The organism is Paenibacillus sp. MY03 (assembly GCF_002165585.1).
Taxonomy (GTDB): Bacteria; Bacillota; Bacilli; order Paenibacillales; family Paenibacillaceae; genus Pristimantibacillus; species Pristimantibacillus agaridevorans.
The window spans coordinates 15,798-35,048 of record NZ_MXQD01000058.1 but is presented as its reverse complement, the minus strand read 5'-3'; the positions used below and the strand labels follow the sequence as shown (position 1 = coordinate 35,048).

The 19,251-nt window shown below is 54.1% G+C and carries 17 protein-coding genes and 1 pseudogene; 8 read left to right on the top strand and 10 right to left on the bottom strand.

Features of this window, described 5'->3' with window-relative positions; all coding sequences use genetic code 11:
- Positions 1 to 7 precede the first annotated feature (7 nt).
- The 5 genes and pseudogenes from B1748_RS31575 (at position 8) to B1748_RS31555 (ending at position 7,325) form a co-directional block, all read left to right on the top strand.
- Positions 8 to 1,401 (top strand): annotated as a pseudogene (locus B1748_RS31575) (MATE family efflux transporter).
- Between the two features lie 189 nt (positions 1,402 to 1,590).
- Positions 1,591 to 2,088, top strand: coding sequence for a translation initiation factor IF-3 (infC, locus tag B1748_RS31570; protein ID WP_087571946.1), 498 nt, complete (start codon positions 1,591 to 1,593; stop codon positions 2,086 to 2,088).
- A gap of 196 nt (positions 2,089 to 2,284) precedes the next feature.
- Positions 2,285 to 4,645 (top strand): FdhF/YdeP family oxidoreductase, encoded by a 2,361-nt coding sequence (locus tag B1748_RS31565; protein WP_087571945.1) that lies wholly within the window; start codon positions 2,285 to 2,287, stop codon positions 4,643 to 4,645.
- A 23-nt stretch (positions 4,646 to 4,668) separates the two neighbouring features.
- A complete protein-coding gene (gene fdhD / locus B1748_RS31560) occupies positions 4,669 to 5,484 on the top strand; it encodes a formate dehydrogenase accessory sulfurtransferase FdhD (protein ID WP_087571944.1) in 816 nt (271 codons plus the stop codon).
- Between the two features lie 122 nt (positions 5,485 to 5,606).
- Positions 5,607 to 7,325 (top strand): ABC transporter ATP-binding protein, encoded by a 1,719-nt coding sequence (locus B1748_RS31555; RefSeq protein ID WP_087571960.1) that lies wholly within the window; start codon positions 5,607 to 5,609, stop codon positions 7,323 to 7,325.
- 529 nt (positions 7,326 to 7,854) lie between these two features.
- Here the strand turns inward: B1748_RS31555 and B1748_RS36605 are convergent.
- The 9 genes from B1748_RS36605 to B1748_RS31510 form a co-directional block, all read right to left on the bottom strand.
- Positions 7,855 to 8,715 carry an IS3 family transposase gene (locus tag B1748_RS36605; protein ID WP_256976065.1) on the bottom strand — a complete coding sequence of 287 codons (861 nt, stop codon included), beginning with the start codon at positions 8,713 to 8,715 and terminating at the stop codon, positions 7,855 to 7,857.
- Positions 8,712 to 9,044 (bottom strand): transposase, encoded by a 333-nt coding sequence (locus B1748_RS37275; RefSeq protein WP_087571943.1) that lies wholly within the window; start codon positions 9,042 to 9,044, stop codon positions 8,712 to 8,714. Before B1748_RS37275 ends, B1748_RS36605 begins: the two co-directional genes overlap by 4 nt.
- A gap of 398 nt (positions 9,045 to 9,442) precedes the next feature.
- Positions 9,443 to 9,817 (bottom strand): monovalent cation/H(+) antiporter subunit G, encoded by a 375-nt coding sequence (mnhG, locus tag B1748_RS31540; RefSeq protein ID WP_306299350.1) that lies wholly within the window; start codon positions 9,815 to 9,817, stop codon positions 9,443 to 9,445.
- Positions 9,795 to 10,079 carry a Na(+)/H(+) antiporter subunit F1 gene (locus tag B1748_RS31535; protein ID WP_087571942.1) on the bottom strand — a complete coding sequence of 95 codons (285 nt, stop codon included), beginning with the start codon at positions 10,077 to 10,079 and terminating at the stop codon, positions 9,795 to 9,797. The genes mnhG and B1748_RS31535 overlap by 23 nt, the downstream gene beginning before the upstream one ends.
- Positions 10,079 to 10,555: a Na+/H+ antiporter subunit E gene (locus B1748_RS31530; RefSeq protein WP_087571941.1), complete on the bottom strand. Its 477-nt coding sequence runs from the start codon at positions 10,553 to 10,555 to the stop codon at positions 10,079 to 10,081. Before B1748_RS31530 ends, B1748_RS31535 begins: the two co-directional genes overlap by 1 nt.
- Before the next feature lie 43 nt (positions 10,556 to 10,598).
- Positions 10,599 to 12,074 (bottom strand): Na+/H+ antiporter subunit D, encoded by a 1,476-nt coding sequence (locus B1748_RS31525; protein ID WP_087571940.1) that lies wholly within the window; start codon positions 12,072 to 12,074, stop codon positions 10,599 to 10,601.
- A complete protein-coding gene (locus B1748_RS31520; protein WP_087571939.1) occupies positions 12,067 to 12,405 on the bottom strand; it encodes a Na(+)/H(+) antiporter subunit C in 339 nt (112 codons plus the stop codon). The genes B1748_RS31525 and B1748_RS31520 overlap by 8 nt, the downstream gene beginning before the upstream one ends.
- Before the next feature lies 1 nt (position 12,406).
- Entirely contained in the window at positions 12,407 to 12,829 is a 423-nt protein-coding gene (locus B1748_RS31515) for a Na(+)/H(+) antiporter subunit B (RefSeq protein ID WP_087571938.1), read from the bottom strand.
- Positions 12,826 to 15,222: a Na+/H+ antiporter subunit A gene (locus tag B1748_RS31510; protein ID WP_087571937.1), complete on the bottom strand. Its 2,397-nt coding sequence runs from the start codon at positions 15,220 to 15,222 to the stop codon at positions 12,826 to 12,828. Before B1748_RS31510 ends, B1748_RS31515 begins: the two co-directional genes overlap by 4 nt.
- A gap of 335 nt (positions 15,223 to 15,557) precedes the next feature.
- Here B1748_RS31510 and B1748_RS31505 point away from each other — a divergent pair, with 335 nt between their 5' ends.
- On the top strand, positions 15,558 to 16,253 hold the full coding sequence (locus tag B1748_RS31505; protein WP_108995333.1) for an adenine nucleotide alpha hydrolase family protein: 696 nt from the start codon (positions 15,558 to 15,560) through the stop codon (positions 16,251 to 16,253).
- A gap of 117 nt (positions 16,254 to 16,370) precedes the next feature.
- On the opposite strand, the gene B1748_RS31500 is transcribed toward B1748_RS31505, so the two are convergent.
- Positions 16,371 to 17,213, bottom strand: coding sequence for an AraC family transcriptional regulator (locus B1748_RS31500; RefSeq protein WP_087571936.1), 843 nt, complete (start codon positions 17,211 to 17,213; stop codon positions 16,371 to 16,373).
- 147 nt (positions 17,214 to 17,360) lie between these two features.
- Between B1748_RS31500 and B1748_RS31495 the strand changes: the two genes are divergently transcribed.
- Complete coding sequence (locus B1748_RS31495; protein ID WP_087571935.1) at positions 17,361 to 18,128, top strand: sugar phosphate isomerase/epimerase family protein; 768 nt, start codon at positions 17,361 to 17,363, stop codon at positions 18,126 to 18,128.
- A gap of 37 nt (positions 18,129 to 18,165) precedes the next feature.
- Positions 18,166 to 19,233, top strand: a complete 1,068-nt coding sequence (locus B1748_RS31490; RefSeq protein WP_087571934.1) for a Gfo/Idh/MocA family protein — start codon at positions 18,166 to 18,168, stop codon at positions 19,231 to 19,233.
- The last annotated feature ends 18 nt before the right edge of the window (positions 19,234 to 19,251 follow it).

The window sequence follows — 19,251 nt, the reverse complement described above, 5'->3', positions numbered from 1 at the left end:
CTGCAACATGGATCATACTGCCAAAAAACTAACATTATGGGCGCTCGCCTGGCCTATTTTCATCGAGCTGTTCCTTCAGTTTCTGCTTGGAGCGGCAGATACGTTGATGGTCAGCCGCATCTCGGACGATGCGGTTGCCGTAGTGGGGTTTTCGAATCAATTATTTTCGGCGGTCATGACGTTGTTCGTGACGGTAGCAAGCGGAGCCGGCATTTTGATCGCTCAGAAGCTGGGGGCAAGAAAGGGCGAGGATGCAAGGAAAATCGGCATCATGTCGCTGACCGTCAGCGGCGGGCTGGGACTGTTGCTCAGCGTCGTGCTTTATTTGTATCCGAAGGAGATATCGGCTTGGCTCCAGCTGCCAAGCGAGCTGCTTCCTTTAGCGGAAACGTATGTGTCCATCGTTGGCGGCGGCATGGTGTTGGTCGCGCTGATGTCGTCGCTCAGCACGGCTATCCGCAACACCGGCAATACGAAAGGCCCTATGTATATCGCCATCGGAATGAACGTCGTTCACGTTGCGCTGAATTACGCGTTTATTTTCGGAGTGTGGGGTTTCCCGAAGCTGGGTCTGCTTGGCGTGGCGCTCTCCACCGTTATCTGCCGTCTGCTGGCCGTATTGGTGCTGCTCTACATGTTCCTGCATACATTCGAACGCCGCATCGCGCTCCGCGACTTCAAGCTGTTCGATCGCGGATTGTTCGGCGAAATCATACGCATCGGCTGGCCGCTGGGCGTCAATATGTCATGCTGGGTGTTCTCCCAGATGGCGATATTCTCCTATATGCCATGATCGGCGCGGCGGAGCTGGCGGCGCGGACGTATATGAACACGCTGGAATCGTTCTGCTTTATGCTGGGATATTCCATCGCATTGGCACTGCAAATCCAGATCGCCCATCTGTTCGGGGCAGGCCATATGCAAGAGGCTTACAGAACGGCGTATCGGGGGCTGGCGATCGGTCTGGGACTTGTCTTCGTAAACGCCCTAGTCATCTATGCGATCGGCAAACCGGTGCTTGGCTTGTTCACGCAAGATAGCACCATCGTCGCGTTCGGCGTTTCGCTTCTGGGTCTTAACATCCTTCTGCAGCCTGGCAAAATGGTCAACATGGCGCTTCAGAACTCGTTGAACGCCGTCGGCGATACAAAGTACACGATGTGGATCTCGCTAAGCTCGTTATCCGTCATTGCCACCGGGGTTTCCTATTGGTTCGGCATCGGGCTGGGCTGGGGGCTGACGGGCATCTACGTTGCAATGATAATGGATGAATATCTCCGAGGAGCGCTGTCGTTTATGCGCTGGCGGGGGCGCAAGAAGCTGAGGGAAGCCGGCGGCGACATGGCTGTCGAGGTAAAGCCTATCCGGGGCGTTCGTCAAAAAGGCGCCCTTGACGTATAATGCAGGGAGAGCCCGCTTCTCTTACCACATAAGAAAGTATAAGTTTTCGGTCTTCGAAAACGGCTTTCTTATTGGCGATAAAACCTACATTTAAACGCGGTCGCTCATCGTTGAGAGGCCTCGATAGAGGTTTTCTCATGCAAGTTTGGGAAGGAATGAATGCAAGTACGGAAAGGAAGGAAACGCGATATGTCAGGCAAACTTTTGATGAACGAACAAATAAAAAGCTCCGAGGTGCTGCTGACGGGGCTGAATGGCGAGTCTCTCGGCGTGTTGTCCCGCCAGGAGGCGCTCGCGCTCGCCAAGGAGGCCAAGGCGGATCTCGTCTGCACGTCGCTGATGAGCAGTCCCCCGCCCTGCAAGCTGGTAAGCCGCGGCTCGGCTAAGGCGCAGCGGGATCAAGAGAACAAGGAGAGCCGCTTGAAGGAAGGCTCCGGCAAGGTCAAAGAGCTTCGGTTGACGCCGGACATCGAGGATCATGATTACGATACGAAGCTGAGGCAGGCGGCCAAGCTGCTGGATTCCGGCAACCGGGTGCTGCTCGTCGTCAAGATCTCCGGCAAGGAGGGGCCAAAGGCGAAGGCGCTGCTGGAACGCTTGGTAGCCGACTTGTCGGGGAGCGGGAAGAAAGCGACGGGCATACAGCTCAGCGGCAAGCAAGCAGCGGTGGAGATGCTGCCGGCATAACTAGCGGGGGACGAAGTTTGCTGCTTGGCGGCCGCGAACAAGGGATTGCCCGCAAGCCGATTTCTTGTTACACTGACCGCAAGCAAGGCGCAACCAGAATCAGGACCGTCATGGAATGAGCAAGCCAATCGCTGGTGTCATCATTCGCGCAGACGGTCCTTTTGCTTTTGGGACGTAAAGACAGGAGGGCGAGAGGATGGGGAGGACGCAGCATACCGGACGAATCAAGCTGCCCATGCGGCCGGACACCAAGCTGTGGGTCAGCAAGCGGCCATTTGGGCTGGGATTAACGAAGCCGCATCATATCCGTGATACGATGAAGGCGGCGTGGGATAATCGGGACAATCTTGCATACGCTTACAGAATATTGACTCAGGGCGTCTGCGACGGCTGCGCGCTTGGCGTCTCCGGTTTGTACGACCAGACGCTGGAAGGACCGCATTTATGCACGACGCGCTTGAACGTGCTGCGTTTAAATACGATGCGTGCCATATCGGAAAGGTTGCTGCATGCCGACATCGAGGAGCTGCGCAAGCTCAGCAGCGCCGAATTGCGCCGGCTGGGACGGCTGCCTTATCCCGTCGTTCGCGAGCGGGGAGAGACGAAGTTCCGCCGACTCTCGTGGGACGAAGCGCTCACTCGCATAGCGGATAAGGCGCGCGCCGTGGACCCGAAGTCGATCGCTTTCTATTTGACTGGCCGCGGCATTACGAACGAGACGTATTACGCGGCGGCGAAAGCAGCCAGGTGGATCGGCACGAACAATATCGACAACGCTTCGCGCATCTGCCATTCGCCTTCGAAAACCGCACTGAAGCGCTCTATCGGAGTCGGCGCTTCGACATGCAGCTACAAGGACTGGATCGGCGCAGACGTGCTTGTCTTCTGGGGAAGCGTGGCCGCGAACAATCAGCCCGTCTCGACCAAATATATGTACGCAGCGAAACGCCGGGGGACGCGGATTATCGTCATCAACCCCTATAGAGAACCCGCGATGGATGGCTACTGGATCCCGTCCATTCCGGAATCGGCGATGTTCGGGACGAAGCTCGCCGACGACTTCTATCAGGTGAACATCGGCGGGGATATCGCGTTTATGCACGGCGTTATAAAGACGTGGTTCCGGATGGAAGAGGAGCGCCCCGGCTCCGCGATTGATCATGCATTCGTGGAGCGTCACGCTCATGGTTACGAGGAGCTCAAGGCTCATGTGCAGCGGCAGCCGTGGGAATTGCTGGAGTCCTCCTCCGGGCTGTCGCGGGAGCGGATTCGCGAGTTTGCCGCGCTGCTGGCGGAAGCCCGTACCGGCGTATTCGTATGGAGCATGGGGCTGACGCAGCATCGATTCGGCACGGACAATATTTCGCAGGTGGCGAATCTCGCGCTGCTGCGGGGATTTCTGGGGAGGGAGCATTGCGGTCTTATGCCCATTCGCGGGCACAGCGGGGTGCAGGGCTCCGGGGAGATGGGCGCGGATCCGTTTAGCCTGCCGGGAGGCGAGTTCTCGCCGGAGGACGCCGAGCGGCTGGAGCGGCTATGGGGATTTAAGCTCCCGGACTGGCAAGGCGACATCGTCGGCGTTTCGCTGGAGAACGCATTGCTGCCGGAAGGGCATGAGCGCAAGCTCAAGCTGTTCTACACGTCGGGCGGCAATTTCCTGGAGACCATGCCGGATCCCGCCTCCGTGAAGGCCAGTCTGGAGGCGGTGGAGCTGCGCGTCCACCAGGATATCGTACTTAACAGCTCGGCGCTGCTGGATGCTGCGGAGGAGGTCATCCTTTTGCCTGCCATGACCAGATACGAGCAGCCCGGAGGAGGCACGTCGACATCGACGGAGCGAATGGTCTATTATTCGCCGGAGATCCAAGGACCTCGGATCGCGGAGGCTCGCGCCGAGTGGGATATTTTCGGCGAGTTGGCGGTGCGGATTCGTCCGGAAGGGGCGGAGGCGTCTGCCGTCCGGTTCCGGGACGCGGCCGCGATTCGGGCGGAGATCGCGCTGGCGGCGCCATACTATCGCGGCATCGAACGCCTCGGCAAGCGCGGGGATGTGTTTCAATGGGGAGGAGCATGGCTGTGCGAGGACGGCGAATGTCCGACGCCGGACGGCAAGGCGAAGCTGATACCTGTCGAGCTGCCTGAGCTGCGCAAGGCGGAAGGGCGATTCTACGCGACGACAAGGCGCGGCAAGCAGTTCAACTCCATGATTTATGGAGAGAAGGACAGCTTTAACGGCGCGGACCGGTACGATGTGCTGATCCATCCCGAAGATGCCGGAGCGCTGTCCATTCGGGAAGGGGAAGCTATCGTCGTTTACAACCGGGGCGGCGTATTCCATGGCCGGGCCAAGCTTGCGCCGGTCGCTCCCGGCAATATCGAGCTGTTCTGGCCGGAAGGCAATGTGTTGTTCGCCGCCGGTCAATACGAGCCGTTTGCGGGTATTCCGGAATACAATGCGTCGGTTGCGGTGGAGCGGGCGGATACCTTCCATGCGCTCAAGGATGCCAAGTACGTGGAGAAGCGGGTAGAGGAGCTGGAGACGGACGTACCGGAATAAGCGGAGTAGCGGAGGTGACGGGAATGGATGACGGCGGACGCGGCAACGTGACGAAGTGGCAGACGCTCCATGTTGGCCAAGACGGCATCCCTCGCGAGCTGGAGGATGAGATCGCAAGCGAATACGCGCTGACGGTCGTGCTCAACGGCGATGAATTCGGCACGGTGGTTTGCTCCCCTACGCATCAGGAGGAGCTGGTGTACGGTTTCCTCGCTTCCGAAGGCGCGATTCGAAGCGCCTCGCAGGTAAAGAAGCTGACGATCGATGGAGAGCGCGGCTATGCGCACGTCGTGCTGGACGGAGAACCGTCGATCGGCCGGGAGCGTTCGTCCAAGCGATTTATCGGCTCTTGCTGCGGGAAGGGGCGGCAGTTCTATTACCACGGGGATATGTTGACGGCCAGGACGATTATGACGCGGATGACGGTGACGGATGAGCAGGTATGGTCGCTGATGGCCGCGTTGCAGGAGAGTTCGGCGGACTTCATCAGCACGGGTGGCGTCCATAATGCGGCGTTATGTACGCCTGACGAGCTGCTTGAGGTGCGGACGGACATCGGCAGGCACAACGCGCTCGACAAGCTGTACGGCTACAGCATGCTCCATGGCGTGAGGATGGGAGATAAGCTTATCGCGTTCAGCGGCAGGCTGTCGTCGGAGGTCGTGCTCAAGGCGGCCAAGATGGGCTGCGGCTTGCTGCTCAGCAAGTCCGCCCCGACCGATCTCGCGCTCAGGCTTGCGGACGAGTTAGGCATCACTTGCATCGGATTCATCCGGGGACGGAGACTTAGCGTATATACGCACCGGGAACGTTTGATTATAAGTCATGGATTACCTTGACACACGACAAGCGTTAGGTGAAAATGCTAAAGAGGTTATTGAAAACCTTTATCAAGACCGTAACCCGGCTAGAGGCGTCAGCCATGGACGGAGGATCGAATACAGATGAACAGGAGACTACCATGCTGCGTCGTTTTTTTTCGTATTACAAGCCTTATAAGAAACTGTTTTTCCTGGATTTTAGCTGCGCGGTGCTGTTGGCTATACTGGAGCTCAGCTTCCCGCTGGCCGTTGGCTACGTCGTCGAAACGTTGCTCCCGGACGAGAACTGGGGATTGATCGTATCGGCAGGCGCGGTGCTGCTGCTTATTTATGTCATCAACACGTTTTTGAGTTATATCGTCACCTACTGGGGGCATATGCTCGGCATCAATATCGAGACGGATATGCGTCGCGCGCTGTTCGATCATGTGCAGAAGCTTTCATTCCGCTTCTTCGACAACACGAAGACGGGCCATCTCATCTCTCGTCTGACGAACGACTTGTTCGAGATTGGCGAGGTGGCGCATCACGGTCCCGAGGATATGTTCATCGCGGCCATGACGCTGGTAGGCGCATTCGGGATCATGCTGTTCATACATCCGATGCTGGCGATCATGACCTTCATTATCGTGCCGATCATTATTTGGCTCGTGCTTTATTTCAACGGCCGCATGACGAAAGCGGCGAATCGCCTCTTCAGCGACATGGCGGACTTCAACGCGCGCGTCGAGGATACGGTTGGCGGCATTCGCGTCGTTCAAGCGTTCGCGAACGAGAAACATGAAGGCAAGCTGTTTAAAGGCAACAATCTGCGGTTCCGCGAGGCGAAGCTCATTTCGTACAAAATCATCGGCATGAATGCTTCCGTATCCTATATGCTGATGCGTGTCGTATCGCTGTTCGTGCTGATCGCGGGCGCTTATTATGTCATTACGGATGGAATGTCCTACGCCGACTTCCTCACGTTCATTTTGTTGACGAACATTTTCTTCAAGCCCATCGAAAAAATTAACGCCGTTATCGAGAGCTATCCGAAGGGAATCGCAGGCTTCAAACGTTACACTCAGCTGATGGATACTGAACCCGACGTGGCGGATCGACCCGATGCAAAAGAAGTGGACCGTCTTCGCGGAGATATTCGTTACGAGAATGTGGATTTCGGCTACGAAGGCGAAGCCAAGGTGCTTGACGGCATTAATCTTTCCATTAACGCCGGGGAGACCATTGCATTTGTTGGCCCGTCGGGAGCGGGCAAAACAACGTTATGCAGCTTGCTGCCGCGATTTTATGAAATTTCCGGCGGCCGCATTACCGTCGACGGGCATGATATACGCGATCTGAAGCTGGAGTCGCTGCGCAAGAGCATCGGCATCGTGCAGCAGGACGTCTTTCTGTTCGCGGGTACGATTCGCGAGAACATCGCTTACGGCAAGCTGGGCGCAAGCGACGAGGCGATCATGGAAGCGGCGCGCCGGGCGAAGCTGGAGGCGTTTATCGGTTCGTTGCCGGACGGTCTGGATACGGTCGTCGGCGAACGCGGCGTAAAGCTGTCCGGCGGACAGAAGCAGCGTTTGGCTATCGCGCGGATGTTCCTCAAGAACCCGCCGATCCTGATCCTCGACGAAGCGACTTCCGCGCTCGACACCGAGACGGAGCAAGCCATCCAGCAGTCGCTGTCCGAGCTGTCTGTTGGACGTACGACGCTGGTTATCGCGCACAGGCTGGCGACGATCAAAAACGCCGACCGGATCATCGTCGTCACGGAAGAGGGCATCAGCGAGCAGGGACGTCATGATGAGCTGGTTGCAGCCGGCGGCATCTACAGCCGGCTGCATGCTGCGCAGTTCGGCCGCGGATAAATGACTCTGCGCTTATGTGCATTGGATTAGAAGGATGGGCCGATTCCAATGGTGGCGGCTCGTCACTAACAAGTGCGCCGAAGCGCAGTTAGTTGAGAAAATCGAATTAGAGGCAGACGGGAAGGCGCCTAAAGCGCTGTAAGCCGAGAAAATCGGCTTAGAGATGCGAGAAAAAGGGGCTGTCAGAGAAGTGACAGCCCCTTTTTCTGATTATAAATATGGGAAACGTTACCCATGGCTGATGCATTAACGGGAAAAAGTCCCACTATTTCTCGTCCAAGAACAGATTCTGCGAAATTAATGGGAAATCTGCCCGCTAATCCAGACAAATACAACGCTGAGCCCAAAAATCGCACGAATTAGAGGGCACATTGGACCTCTGTCAAGAAAGTAGACATCATTTTCCAAGAACAGATTCTGCGAAATTAATGGGAAATCTGCCCGCTAATCCAGACAAATACAACGCTGAGCCCAAAAATCGCACGAATTAGAGGGCACATTGGACCTCTGTCAAGAAAGTAGACATCATTTATGCCGCTTTTCTCTTATTAAATTTTGCAGCGTACCGGACTGGTGACAAGTACCCCAGTGCACTGTGGATCCGTTTACGGTTGTAAAAAAACTCAATATATCTGTAGATTTCTTCATAGGCCTGTTGCTTCGTATTGAATCGCTTGCAGTAAACGAGTTCCTTCTTGAGCACGCTATGAAATGACTCTATACAGGCGTTGTCGTAGCAGTTGCCTTTCCGACTCATGCTGGCTCTCATTTTGTAGGCTTTGAGTTGCTTTCTGTAATCATCGGATGCATATTGACTACCGCGATCTGAATGATGCAGCAGCCCCTTCTTTGGCTTTTTAGCTTTATAGGCGTCTTGCAACGCACCAAGTACCAAGTCGGTCGTCATCCGGCTCCCTAGGCGCCAGCCTACGATCTCACGTGTACACAGGTCAAGAATGCTTGCTAAGTATAAACGGCCCTCTCTGCATGGAATGTAGGTAATGTCTGCCACCCAGACCTTATTAGGTTTCTCCGTTTTAAACTTTTGGTTGAGTACGTTAGGTGCGATCGGCAAATCATGGCTCGAGTCTGTTGTCTGCACCTTGTACTTTCGCGAGACACAGGCACGCAGGCCAAGCTCCTGCATATATAAACCAATGGTTCGCTCTGCTACTGTGTGGCCTTCTTCTTGAAGGAGATACGTGATCTTTGGAGCACCGTAGCGCTGCTCAGAATCATGAAAATGGTAAGAAACCCGCTCCATTAAAGTCCGTTTTCGCAGCTCCTGGTTGCTCATCTCTGCATTTTTCCATTTGTAGTAACCGCTACGTGAAACACTCATGACTTCGCACATCTTCTCCAAACGAAACTCGGAGCGATGATCTTCTATGAACTGGAACCGTTGTTCCTTGGTTTGCTGAAGATGTGCACAGCCTTTTTTACAATCGCGAGCTCCTCCTCTACATCGGAAATCCTCTGGTCTTTCGCGCGGAGCTCACGTTCTTGCTCTTTAACGAGCTGCTCGAGCTCACGGAGGCGTTCCGAACTGGCGACGGGTTCATTCTTAAAATCTCGAAATTTCGCTTTCCAGGCATGTAACGTCTTCGCGGGAATATCTAGTTCGAGGGCGATGTCCTCCACCGATTTCGTCTGCCCTTGCAGATACTTTACCGTCTGTTTCTTAAACTCTTCATTGTATCGATTCCGCTGTTCACCCATTGTGAACACCTCCTATTTCATTCATTATCGAATTCTCTTAACGAGGTGTCCACTATTTATTCTACTTACACATTTCCCACTATATTCCCAAAAGGGCGAGAAAGTGAGGATTAGAGGGAGGTTTTCCCTCTATCAACACTTGGAGATTGATCAAACCTCCCATGTCATAAATCTACTCTTCGTAACGAGGTGTCCACTATTTATTCTACTTACACATTTCCCACTATATTCCCAAAAGGGCGAGAAAGTGAGGATTAGAGGGAGGTTTTCCCTCTATCAACACTTGGAGATTGATCAAACCTCCCATGTCATAAATCTACTCTTCGCTTAAACCTACACTTGAAATCTCGCTTGAACTATAAACCCACCCACTTGCCATAACCCCTACAGAGGTCTGCTCATTTGTCCGACGCGCTCGCGCGTTTCTTGGCCTTCTCCAGGTCCGCAGCCAGCTCATCCTGAGCGCCTGATGGCTTGACGCCGTAACGGTAAGCGGATCTCGCGATAAGATGTCCCGTCACGGGCGCCGTAAGGAAGACGAATATGATGCCGAGCAGCAGCCGAACGCTGACTTGATCGTGGACGAATAAAAAGTAAAGGAACGTAGCTAACAAGATAAATAAAATGCCGAGCGTAATGCTCTTGGTTGCCGCGTGGGAGCGTGTATATACATCCGGAAAACGCAGGAAGCCGAGTGAGCTTAGCAGGCTTAGCACCGTACCGATCAACACCATGACGACGACGATAGACTCAATCGTTTCTCTTCCGGTCAATGACAACGCCCCTCTCCAGAAACTTGCACAACGCGACCGTACTCAGGAAAGCCAATATGCCGATCAGCAGGATCGTCTCCAGATAGGAGCTGGAGTCCAGCATCATGCATAATACGGCGACGATGCCGATAATATTGTAGCCGATGGAGTCCAGCGCGAGAATCCGATCGGGCAGCGAAGGGCCTCTAATGACCCGATAGAGCGCAATCGAGATCGAAATGGTAAGCATAATAATGGACGCCATAAGCAGTGTTTGGAACATTAGCGCATCACCTCGATTATGACATCCTCGAACTTGTCCTTCGTTCGGATGATGCCCTTTTTCATCCGGGGCACGTCCATGGCGTGTACGTACATCAGCCCATCCTCCGGAGCAATCTCCATAACAACCGAACCCGGCGTGAGCGTCATAAGATTGGCGAGCAAGGACAGCTCCCATTCGGTCTTCATTCTCGTCTGCATCCGGAATACGCCAGGCTGTATGTTGAGCCGGGGCCGAATGATCTGTTCGATGGCCACAATGCTGGAGACAAGCAGCTCGATGCTGAACAGCCAGCCCAGCTTGAGAAGAAACCAGAACTTTCTTCCGTAGAAGGGGGCAGGGAAAAATCTTCTCATCCCGAACAAGATGATTGCGCCAAGCACGAAGCCGATTGCGAAAGTCAGCATGTTCCATGTATCGTGAAGCATCATCCACATGGCGGCAATCAATAGATTAAGCAAGATTTGCAAGGTCATTCCGAACACATCCTTCCGGCGAAATGCATCTGTTGGGCGCGCATTACGATAATACCGCGTCGATATAAATTCGCGGATTCACCAGGGGCTTAACCGCTTGATCTACATAAGGCATAAAGATATCCGCTCCAAGTCCGAGGCCGACGACCAGCGCGGCGAGCAGGAAGCCCGGAAGCAGGGTGCCGCGGGCGCTTGACTTCTGCTCCCCTTCGCTTAGCAGCGATTCGCCCCAGAAGCTGTTGATGAATATTTTGATAACGGAATAAAGCACCATGAGGCTCGTCAGCAGGCTGATTGCGGCCATGATATAATGCTCGGCCTGCACGCCGCCTTGCAAAATAAGGAATTTGCCGATAAAGCCGCTTAGCGGCGGCACGCCGGCAAGCGCCAGCGCGGACAGGAAGAACAGCCAGCCCAATATAGGGCGGTACCGGATCAAACCGCTAATCTCGCGCAGCCGGTCGGTACCGGCGACGAACACGACGGCTCCGCCAAGAATGAAGATCAGCGCTTTGGCGATCATATCGTGGACCAGGTAGAAGACGGAGCCCGCCAAGGAGGCATCGGTGGCGACGCCTACTCCGAACAGGATAAAGCCAACCGAAACAACGACATTATAAGCGAGGATTTGTTTGATGCGCCAATAAGCAATGGCTCCGATCGCGCCTAATATCATGGTCAGGGCGGCCAGCCACAGGATGATCGTATGCGTAATTTGCGGCTGATGATTGAAGATAAGCGTGAACATCCGAATAATGACGTAGACGCCGACCTTGGTCAGCAGCGCCGCGAACAATGCGGCGATGGGAGCGGAGGGCGCGCTGTAAGAGCCGGGCAGCCAGAAGAATAGAAACAATCCCGCCTTCAGACCGAATACGGTGAGCAGCAGCAGACTGACGGTGGTGGTCAAGCCGTTCTGGCCGTTCTCGGCTACACGCTCCGCGATATGCGCCAGGTTAAGCGTGCCCGTGATCGAGTACAGATAAGCAATGGCAATAACGAATAAACTGGATGCCACAATATTAATGACAATATATTTGACGGTTTCGCGCAATTGAACTCTCCCGCCTCCTAAGCTGAGGAGCACGTAAGACGAGAGAAGCATGACTTCGAAGAAGACGAACAGGTTGAAAATGTCGCCCGTCAGGAACGACCCGTTTACTCCGCACAGTAATATGAGCATCAGCGGATACACGTAATAGTTCTTCCGTTCTTCCCCGATGAAATGAAAGGCGAACAGCAGGCAAGCGAATGTAACGATCGAAGCGACGGCGACGAGTATCGCGGCCAGCATATCCGCAACGAGCGGAATGCCGTACGGGGCTTCCCATCCGCCCATATGAAGCACCTGTATGCCTTCCGAGGAGATCTGGCTCATCAACACGAGCGATGCCGCGAGCGTGGCAAGAGCGGCCAAAGCCGCTATCCATTGCTGGAGCCGGATATGATTGCGGATGAAAAACAGGGAAACGCCTAAAATTAACGGTATAAACAATGGCAAAACAACGATATTATTCATGATCTTGTCCCCTTAACCGCTCCACATCGTCGGTGCCATGCTCCTTATACGTGCGGTAAGCCAGCACAAGCGAAAATGCGGTTAGCGAAAAGCTGATAACGATGGATGTCAGAATAAGCGCCTGCGGCACCGGATCGGTATAGCTGGCGGCCTGTTCTTCCAGCAGCGGAGCCGCGCCCCGCTTTAAGCCGTTAATGGACATCAGCATAATGTGAACGCCGTGCGTGAACAGGGACAGACCCATAATGATGCGCAGAAGCGTCTTGCTAAGAATGAGGTAGACACCTGAGGTGAACAACGTACCGGCGACGATTGTCATCAATATTTCCATACTATAGGTCCTCGCTAATGCTTCGAATTATTGTTACCGTAGTGCCGACAACGGCCAGATAGACGCCCAGGTCGAACACGAAAGCGGTGCCCAGCCCCGTCTTGCCGAGCAGCGGCAGATTCACGTATTGATAGACCTGCGTCAGGAACGGCACGCCGAACAGCACCGCTCCAAACCCCGTCAGCAGAGCCAGCATGACGCCGACGGCGCCGATGACCTTGAAGTCTAACGGAATAATTTCGCCTACGGTCTCCACGTCGAACGCCAGATACAGCAGCATAATCGCTGAAGCCGTGATCAGACCGCCGATAAAGCCGCCGCCTGGATTATTATGCCCCGCGAACAGGATGTAGATGGAATAAATCATGATGATAAAAACAAGTATTTTTGCTGCGGTCTGCAGAATAACGTCAGGGAATTTCACTGCTGTCCCCCCTTCCTTGACTTGCGAAGTTTGATCAGCGTGTATACGCCAATGCCTGCCGTGAACAGCACGACGCTTTCCAGCATCGTGTCGAACGCGCGGAAGTCGACCAGAATCGCGTTGACCATGTTTTTGGCGCCGGACAGCTCATAGGCATTTTGGAAGTATTCGGATACCGGCTTGAATTGATTGCTTCCTTGGGCAGCAATGCCGATTAGCGTAAACAGGGCACCGATGCCGACGGAGATGAGCAGATTGGATATCTTAACCCGAATGCGGGTCACTTCCGTCTTCAGCTTGGGCAGGAAGTAGAAGGCCAGCAGGAACAGCGCGGTCGTAATCGTCTCGACGACGAGCTGCGTCAACGCGAGATCCGGCGCCCTAAAGATGACGAACAACAGCGAGACCAGATAACCGACCGCTCCCACGGCAATGATGGCCGTCAGCCTGGAGGTGACGGAGATGACGAAGCCGGCCAATACGGCGATTGCGCCCGCGAGAATGTATTCGTACAAGCCGATCTCGGCGTTGGTCGACAGGTCGTAGCCGAAAGCGTCCAGCAGCACGAACGAGCCGCCGACAAGAAGGAGGATAAATACAAAGATATAGCTCAGATAGCTGTGAAGGAAGCCGTTCATATAGGTGCTGGTTATCCGGGCCGAAAGCTTCTCGGCGCCTGCCAGCCCGTTGTCGTAGAGACTGACCAGCGTATACTTGTGCGGAAGAAGGTTGTAGACGTCCCCCCACTTCTTGTAGGTGCGGTACAGAAGCGTGCCGACTACGACTATGCCGATCGTCATGTACAGCTCCGTGTTCAAGCCATGCCAAGCTTTAATCTTGACATAGAAGGTCTCCCCAGGCAGCCGTAGTCCGGGCAGCACCGAATGGATGGCCGGCTCGAAGAGATTATAGGACAGCAGATTCGGAAAGAAGAACGCGGATACGACGATAAGAGCAAGCAAGATTGGCGGAATCAGCATGCCGATCGGCGCCTCATGGGGCTTTTTGTCCAGTCTGTCCGGATGGTAGGTGCCCGTAAACGTCTTGAATACGAGAATCAGGCAATAGGCAAACGTGAAAATGCTGGCTACCCAGGCCGCTATCGGCAGCCACAAGGTCCATTGTTCCGTATGCGTATTCGCTGCCAGCACCCCGGCAAAAAACATCTCCTTGCTCAGGAAGCCGCTGAACGGCGGCAGGCCGGCCATAGACAAGCCGCCGATGACGGTCAGCGTAAAAGAAACGGGCATCAGACTCATCAGTCCGCCGAGCTTGCGGATATCGCGGGTGCCCGTCTCGTGGTCAAGAATGCCTACAACCATGAACAGACAGCCTTTAAATATGGAATGGTTGAACAGATGGAAGATTGCGGCGAGAATGGCGGCCTCGAACCAATCGGCCTCCGCCGCGAAATCCGGGTTAAGCGCCAGAGAGCCGATGCCGAGCAACGACATGATAAGCCCTAGCTGACTGATGGTGGAATAGGCAAGAAGCGCCTTAAGGTCGGTCTGTCGGATCGCCATGAAAGCACCCCAGAAGAGGGTGAGAGTACCGACGATCGCAATAATCCAGAACCAGTTCATATCGCCGCCGAACACGGGAGTGAAGCGGGCAACCAGATAGACGCCGGCCTTGACCATCGTGGCGGAATGCAGGAAGGCGCTGATCGGAGTCGGCGCTTCCATCGCGTCAGGCAGCCAGATATGGAACGGAAATTGCGCGGACTTGGTAAACGCGCCAAGCAGAATCAGGAGCATGGCAGGGAGGAACAGAGCATGATCGGCGAGCGTCTCCCGCATGCCGATGATCTCGCGAATGCTGAATGTTCCTGCGGCCGTCCCGATCATCAGCGCGCCGAGAAGCATGGCGAAGCCGCCGAATACGGTAATGAGCATCGCCTTCTGCGCGCCGTAACGCGATTTTTTGCGCTGGTACCAATAGGCAATGAGCAGGAAGGACGATACGCTGGTCGCCTCCCAGAACACATACATAACCATCAGATTATCTGATAAAACGATACCGAGCATGGCTCCCATAAACAAAAGCAAATAAACATAGAAGTTATGGAGAGCTTCGCGTTTCATCGACATATAATAAATGGAATAAAGTACAACCAAAGTGCCAATACCTGTAATGATAAGAGCGAATAAAAGCGCCAGACCGTCCAGATGCAGCGAGAAGTGGATGCCGGCAGAAGCGATCCATGGAACGGAATGAACAATGGGGGGAGAGTCGGTCTGAACCGGGAAATTCGTCAGGAAATAAACGAACAGAAGCAGAGGGATCACGATCACGAACCAGCCCGTATGGATACGGGGCAGTTTCTTGAAAAACAACGGCACAAAGATGGTATAGAGGAATGGCAGCAAAACGGCAAAATGCAGCAAAGACAACTTGTGACCTCCTAATATGTACTGGGTTTCAATAGTAGTTCATATCGGCTGTACGCAATTTTTAAATATAAGAAAGCATAAGTTTTCATTATACTGTGCTTATATTTCCCATAATGAAACGCTCAGCGCCGCCAAAGAGCGGTGACAGCCGTTCCATCTTGACCCGCGCAGATAGTAATGCCAACTAATAGTATACACTAATCGCATTGACAGAACCAAGTAAAAACAGTACTCTGTAGTCAATGTCTCGATACGGGAGCCCTCTCGGATGTTCATTCGCGGCTGCCGTATTAGAAGCTTAGATGAGGTGAATCGTTAAATTGAAGAACGGGAGAATGGATGAGAGCATACTCGTATGCGTCTATTATGGACCAAACGGTGAAAGGCTTATCCGTCGTGGCGGCAAAATTGCCAACATGCTGAACTGCCCCTTTTATGTGTTGACAGTGGACCCCCTTCCTGAAGACGAACTGGACATCGAAAAGATCCATTATGTCGAGAAGTGGAAAGAATTGGCCAAGGAGCATGGCGCCGAGCAGTTTATCGTCAAATACAATGAGAGCCGCCCGATCGCCAAAGTCATCGGCGAGGTGGCAAGAAAACACAATATTACTCAGCTTGTTCTCGGACAAACCGCCCAGAGCCGTTGGAAGGAGATTACGAAGGGATCATTCATCAATATTTTGCTGAATGAGATTCCGTTCGTCGATCTTCATATTATCTCGGTCTCGCGGGAGCTCAAAAACGGCGACGGCTTCTATGAGAAAGGCGTACGCGCTTATTTGCTGCAGGAAGAGACGAAGTACAGGCTTAGCTTCAGTCATACGCATCAGGATGTCTACGAGGGCATTTTCTATAAAGAATTAGGAACGGATTTTAACAACGGCGTGTTTAAATTCATGACGAACAACTGCATGATTGAAGTTCAGGTTGTGGACGATTACGTGAAGGATATGGAAGAGCAGATGAGATCGGTTGCGAATATCGCGAACAATATCGCCAACACGGCACAGTGCAACAATAAAGAATAGCCGCGATCGAATTGCTTATAGGGAAATGAACAAGGAGCTGCTCCAACAAGTCGACTGACAATGACTGTTGGGACAGCTCCATTTTTATGCCGTATTATGCCGTATTATCGCAGCTAACTAGTTAGTCGGGATGCCGTTCCGCGCACGGTATTCGCTTGGGCTGACATTATAGCGGGAGCGGAACGCCCGGCTGAAATAGGGATAGCTTCGAAAGCCGGCCGATTCGGCGATATCCTCCAGATTCATGTCGCTGTGCAGCAGCCTCTCCGATGCGATGGCCAGCCGGATATCGACGACATAGCGCATGGGGGGCAGGCCGAACGTCCCCTTAAACAGATGCGAGGCTGTCGACACGCTGACGCCAAAGCGGGCGGCCACCCGATCCAGCTTGAGCGGCTCGGTCGCGTGTTTCTCGAGGTAGCGCTTGATCTGGTAAGGGATATAACGTTCCGGCCGTGATGCGGACCCCGCCTTCTGCGCATGCTGATCGATGGACAGACATATCACCTTGACAAGAGCATCCATCATCTCCGAATTGTCCCCGTGCAAATTTCTCTTCTCATAGATCAGCTTCCTCCAGAGCGACATCAGTTCGTCGATCGGCTCCACGCGGACGATGCCCTGAACCTTGCTTCGACGCGCCCAATTTTCGATCCACTCCCCGTCGCAGGTCAAATAATAGTCCACGCTGTCAATAGGCAGCATCACGCCATCCTGCTCATCGTAAACCGCTTCGATATCGAGCCGGTATTCTTCGCAAGGTTTTCTCAGGATGAGATCGCCCGGCTCCACGGGGTAGGTGACGCCATTAACCGAGACGCGGCATCGTCCCTTTGCTTGAAGGCGCAGGAGCACGCGGTGATCGGAATCGTCGTGCTTCATGTAGCCTTGGAAGGGCACGACATGTCGGGAATAACCGACGGATAAGGGAATGGTCCATGATTGCGTTTGCGAGGCCATAGGCGTAACCACCTCTCCTTGTATCAGGAAGTATTGACTCTATCATAACCGTTGCAAAATAAGTCAACAAGCGGAGAATCGGATATTCACTTCCTTATTTCGTCATTTTATACTGGGTGTAATTGTCGATGGAAGGGGAAGAAGAGAATGAGGGAGAAGATTGCAGTTCAGTTATACACGTTGCGCGAGGAGTGCGCAAGCGACTTTCCGGCAACGCTTCGTGAAATAAGTCAAATTGGATACGGAGGCGTGCAATTCGCCGGTTTTCACGGTCACGATCCGAAAGCGCTTAAAGAAATTTTGGACGAGAACGGGCTGAAGGCGGCGGGATTGCACGTTGGCCTTGACGAATTGCTTGAACGCGGGGATCAGGTGGCGGACGAGGCTGAAGTGCTCGGCACGATCGACATTATCTGCCCGGGCATCGCCGAGGCGATCCGGACCGAAGGCGGTTACAAGGGAGTGCGGTCCGATCTGAACGCTATCGCGGCCAAGCTCAAGGACCGTGGAATACGGATCAGCTACCACAACCACGCGTTCGAATTCGAGACGAAGGTGGACGGCAAGGACGCATTGTCCTACCTGCTTGAGCCTGTTCCAGGCAACGAAATTTTGGCGGAGCTCGACGTGTTCTGGCTAAAGAAGGCTGGCCACGACCCTGTTGCTTTCTTTGAGCCTTACGGCGGCAGAATGCCCATCGTACACTTAAAGGATATGACGGACGATGAGGAAGCCACGTTTGCGCCGATCGGTACGGGCGTTATCGATTTTGCTCCTATCATCGAATGGGGAGAGACTAGCGGCATTGAGTGGTACGTGGTGGAACAGGATTCCTGCAAGACGGATCCCATGGATTGCGTGAGAACGAGCTATGGCAATCTGCTGAGCTTGATGGAACAGAGAGCTGAACGATAAAACAATCATTCTTTTATAATTCGGGGAGGAACAGAACATGAGCGCAAAATATAAAGTTGGCGTCATCGGAGTCGGCGGCATCTTCCAAGCGGCCCATATGGAGGCATGGCTGGAGCATCCGGAAGCAGAAGTGGTGGCGGTATGCGATATCCGGAAAGAGCGTGCGCAAGAAATTGCCGGGAAGCTGGGCGTGAGCCGCGTCTATACGGATTATCGCGACATGCTGCGCGAAGGCGGCTTCGACATCGTCGATATCTGCACGCCGAACCTGTATCACTCGGAGATAGCGATTGCCGCATTGGAAGCGGGATACAATACCTTCTGCGAGAAGCCGGACGCGGTCAATCCCGTCGAAGCGCAGAAGATGGCGGATGCGGCGGCCGCATCGGGCAAGCTGTTGATGGTTATGCGCAACAACCGCTTTAACCCGAATTCGCAATTCCTTAAGCGTCTGGCCGATGAAGGCGGCATGGGCGAAATCTACACGGGCCGCTGCGGCTGGATCCGGAGAAGGGGCATTCCGGGCAAGGGCGGCTGGTTCACGACGAAGGAGCTGTCGGGCGGCGGGCCGCTGATCGACCTCGGCGTACATTTCATCGATCTCGCCATGTGGATCATGGGCAACCCGAAGCCGGTATCCGTCACGGGAGCGAAGTACACGAAGTTCGCTAATGATACCATTGCCGATTCTGTCCATAGCTCCTTCGGCGACCGTCAGGAGGATGGCACGTTCGACGTAGAGGACCTGGCAACGGGCTTTATCCGCTTCGACAACGGCGCGACGCTGCAGATCGAATTCAGCTGGGCCTCCAACATTGGAGAGGAAATGAATTTCGTCGAGCTGCGCGGCACCAAGGCGGGAGCGAGCCTGCGAAACGGCAAGCTTGGCATCTACTCGGAAGCTGCCGGACAACTGACGGACACCGTGCCGGTCATTAAGGGCGCCGACCAGGTGAAGCAGCATACCGAGAACATCAAACATTTCGTCGATTGCCTGGAAGGACGCGCGAAGCCGACGATCACGCCGGAGCAAGGCGTCGACATGATCAAAATTTTGGCCGCGATTTACGAATCGGCGGAAACCGGCAGAGAAGTCAGGCTGTAAATTTGCTATAATGAGGGC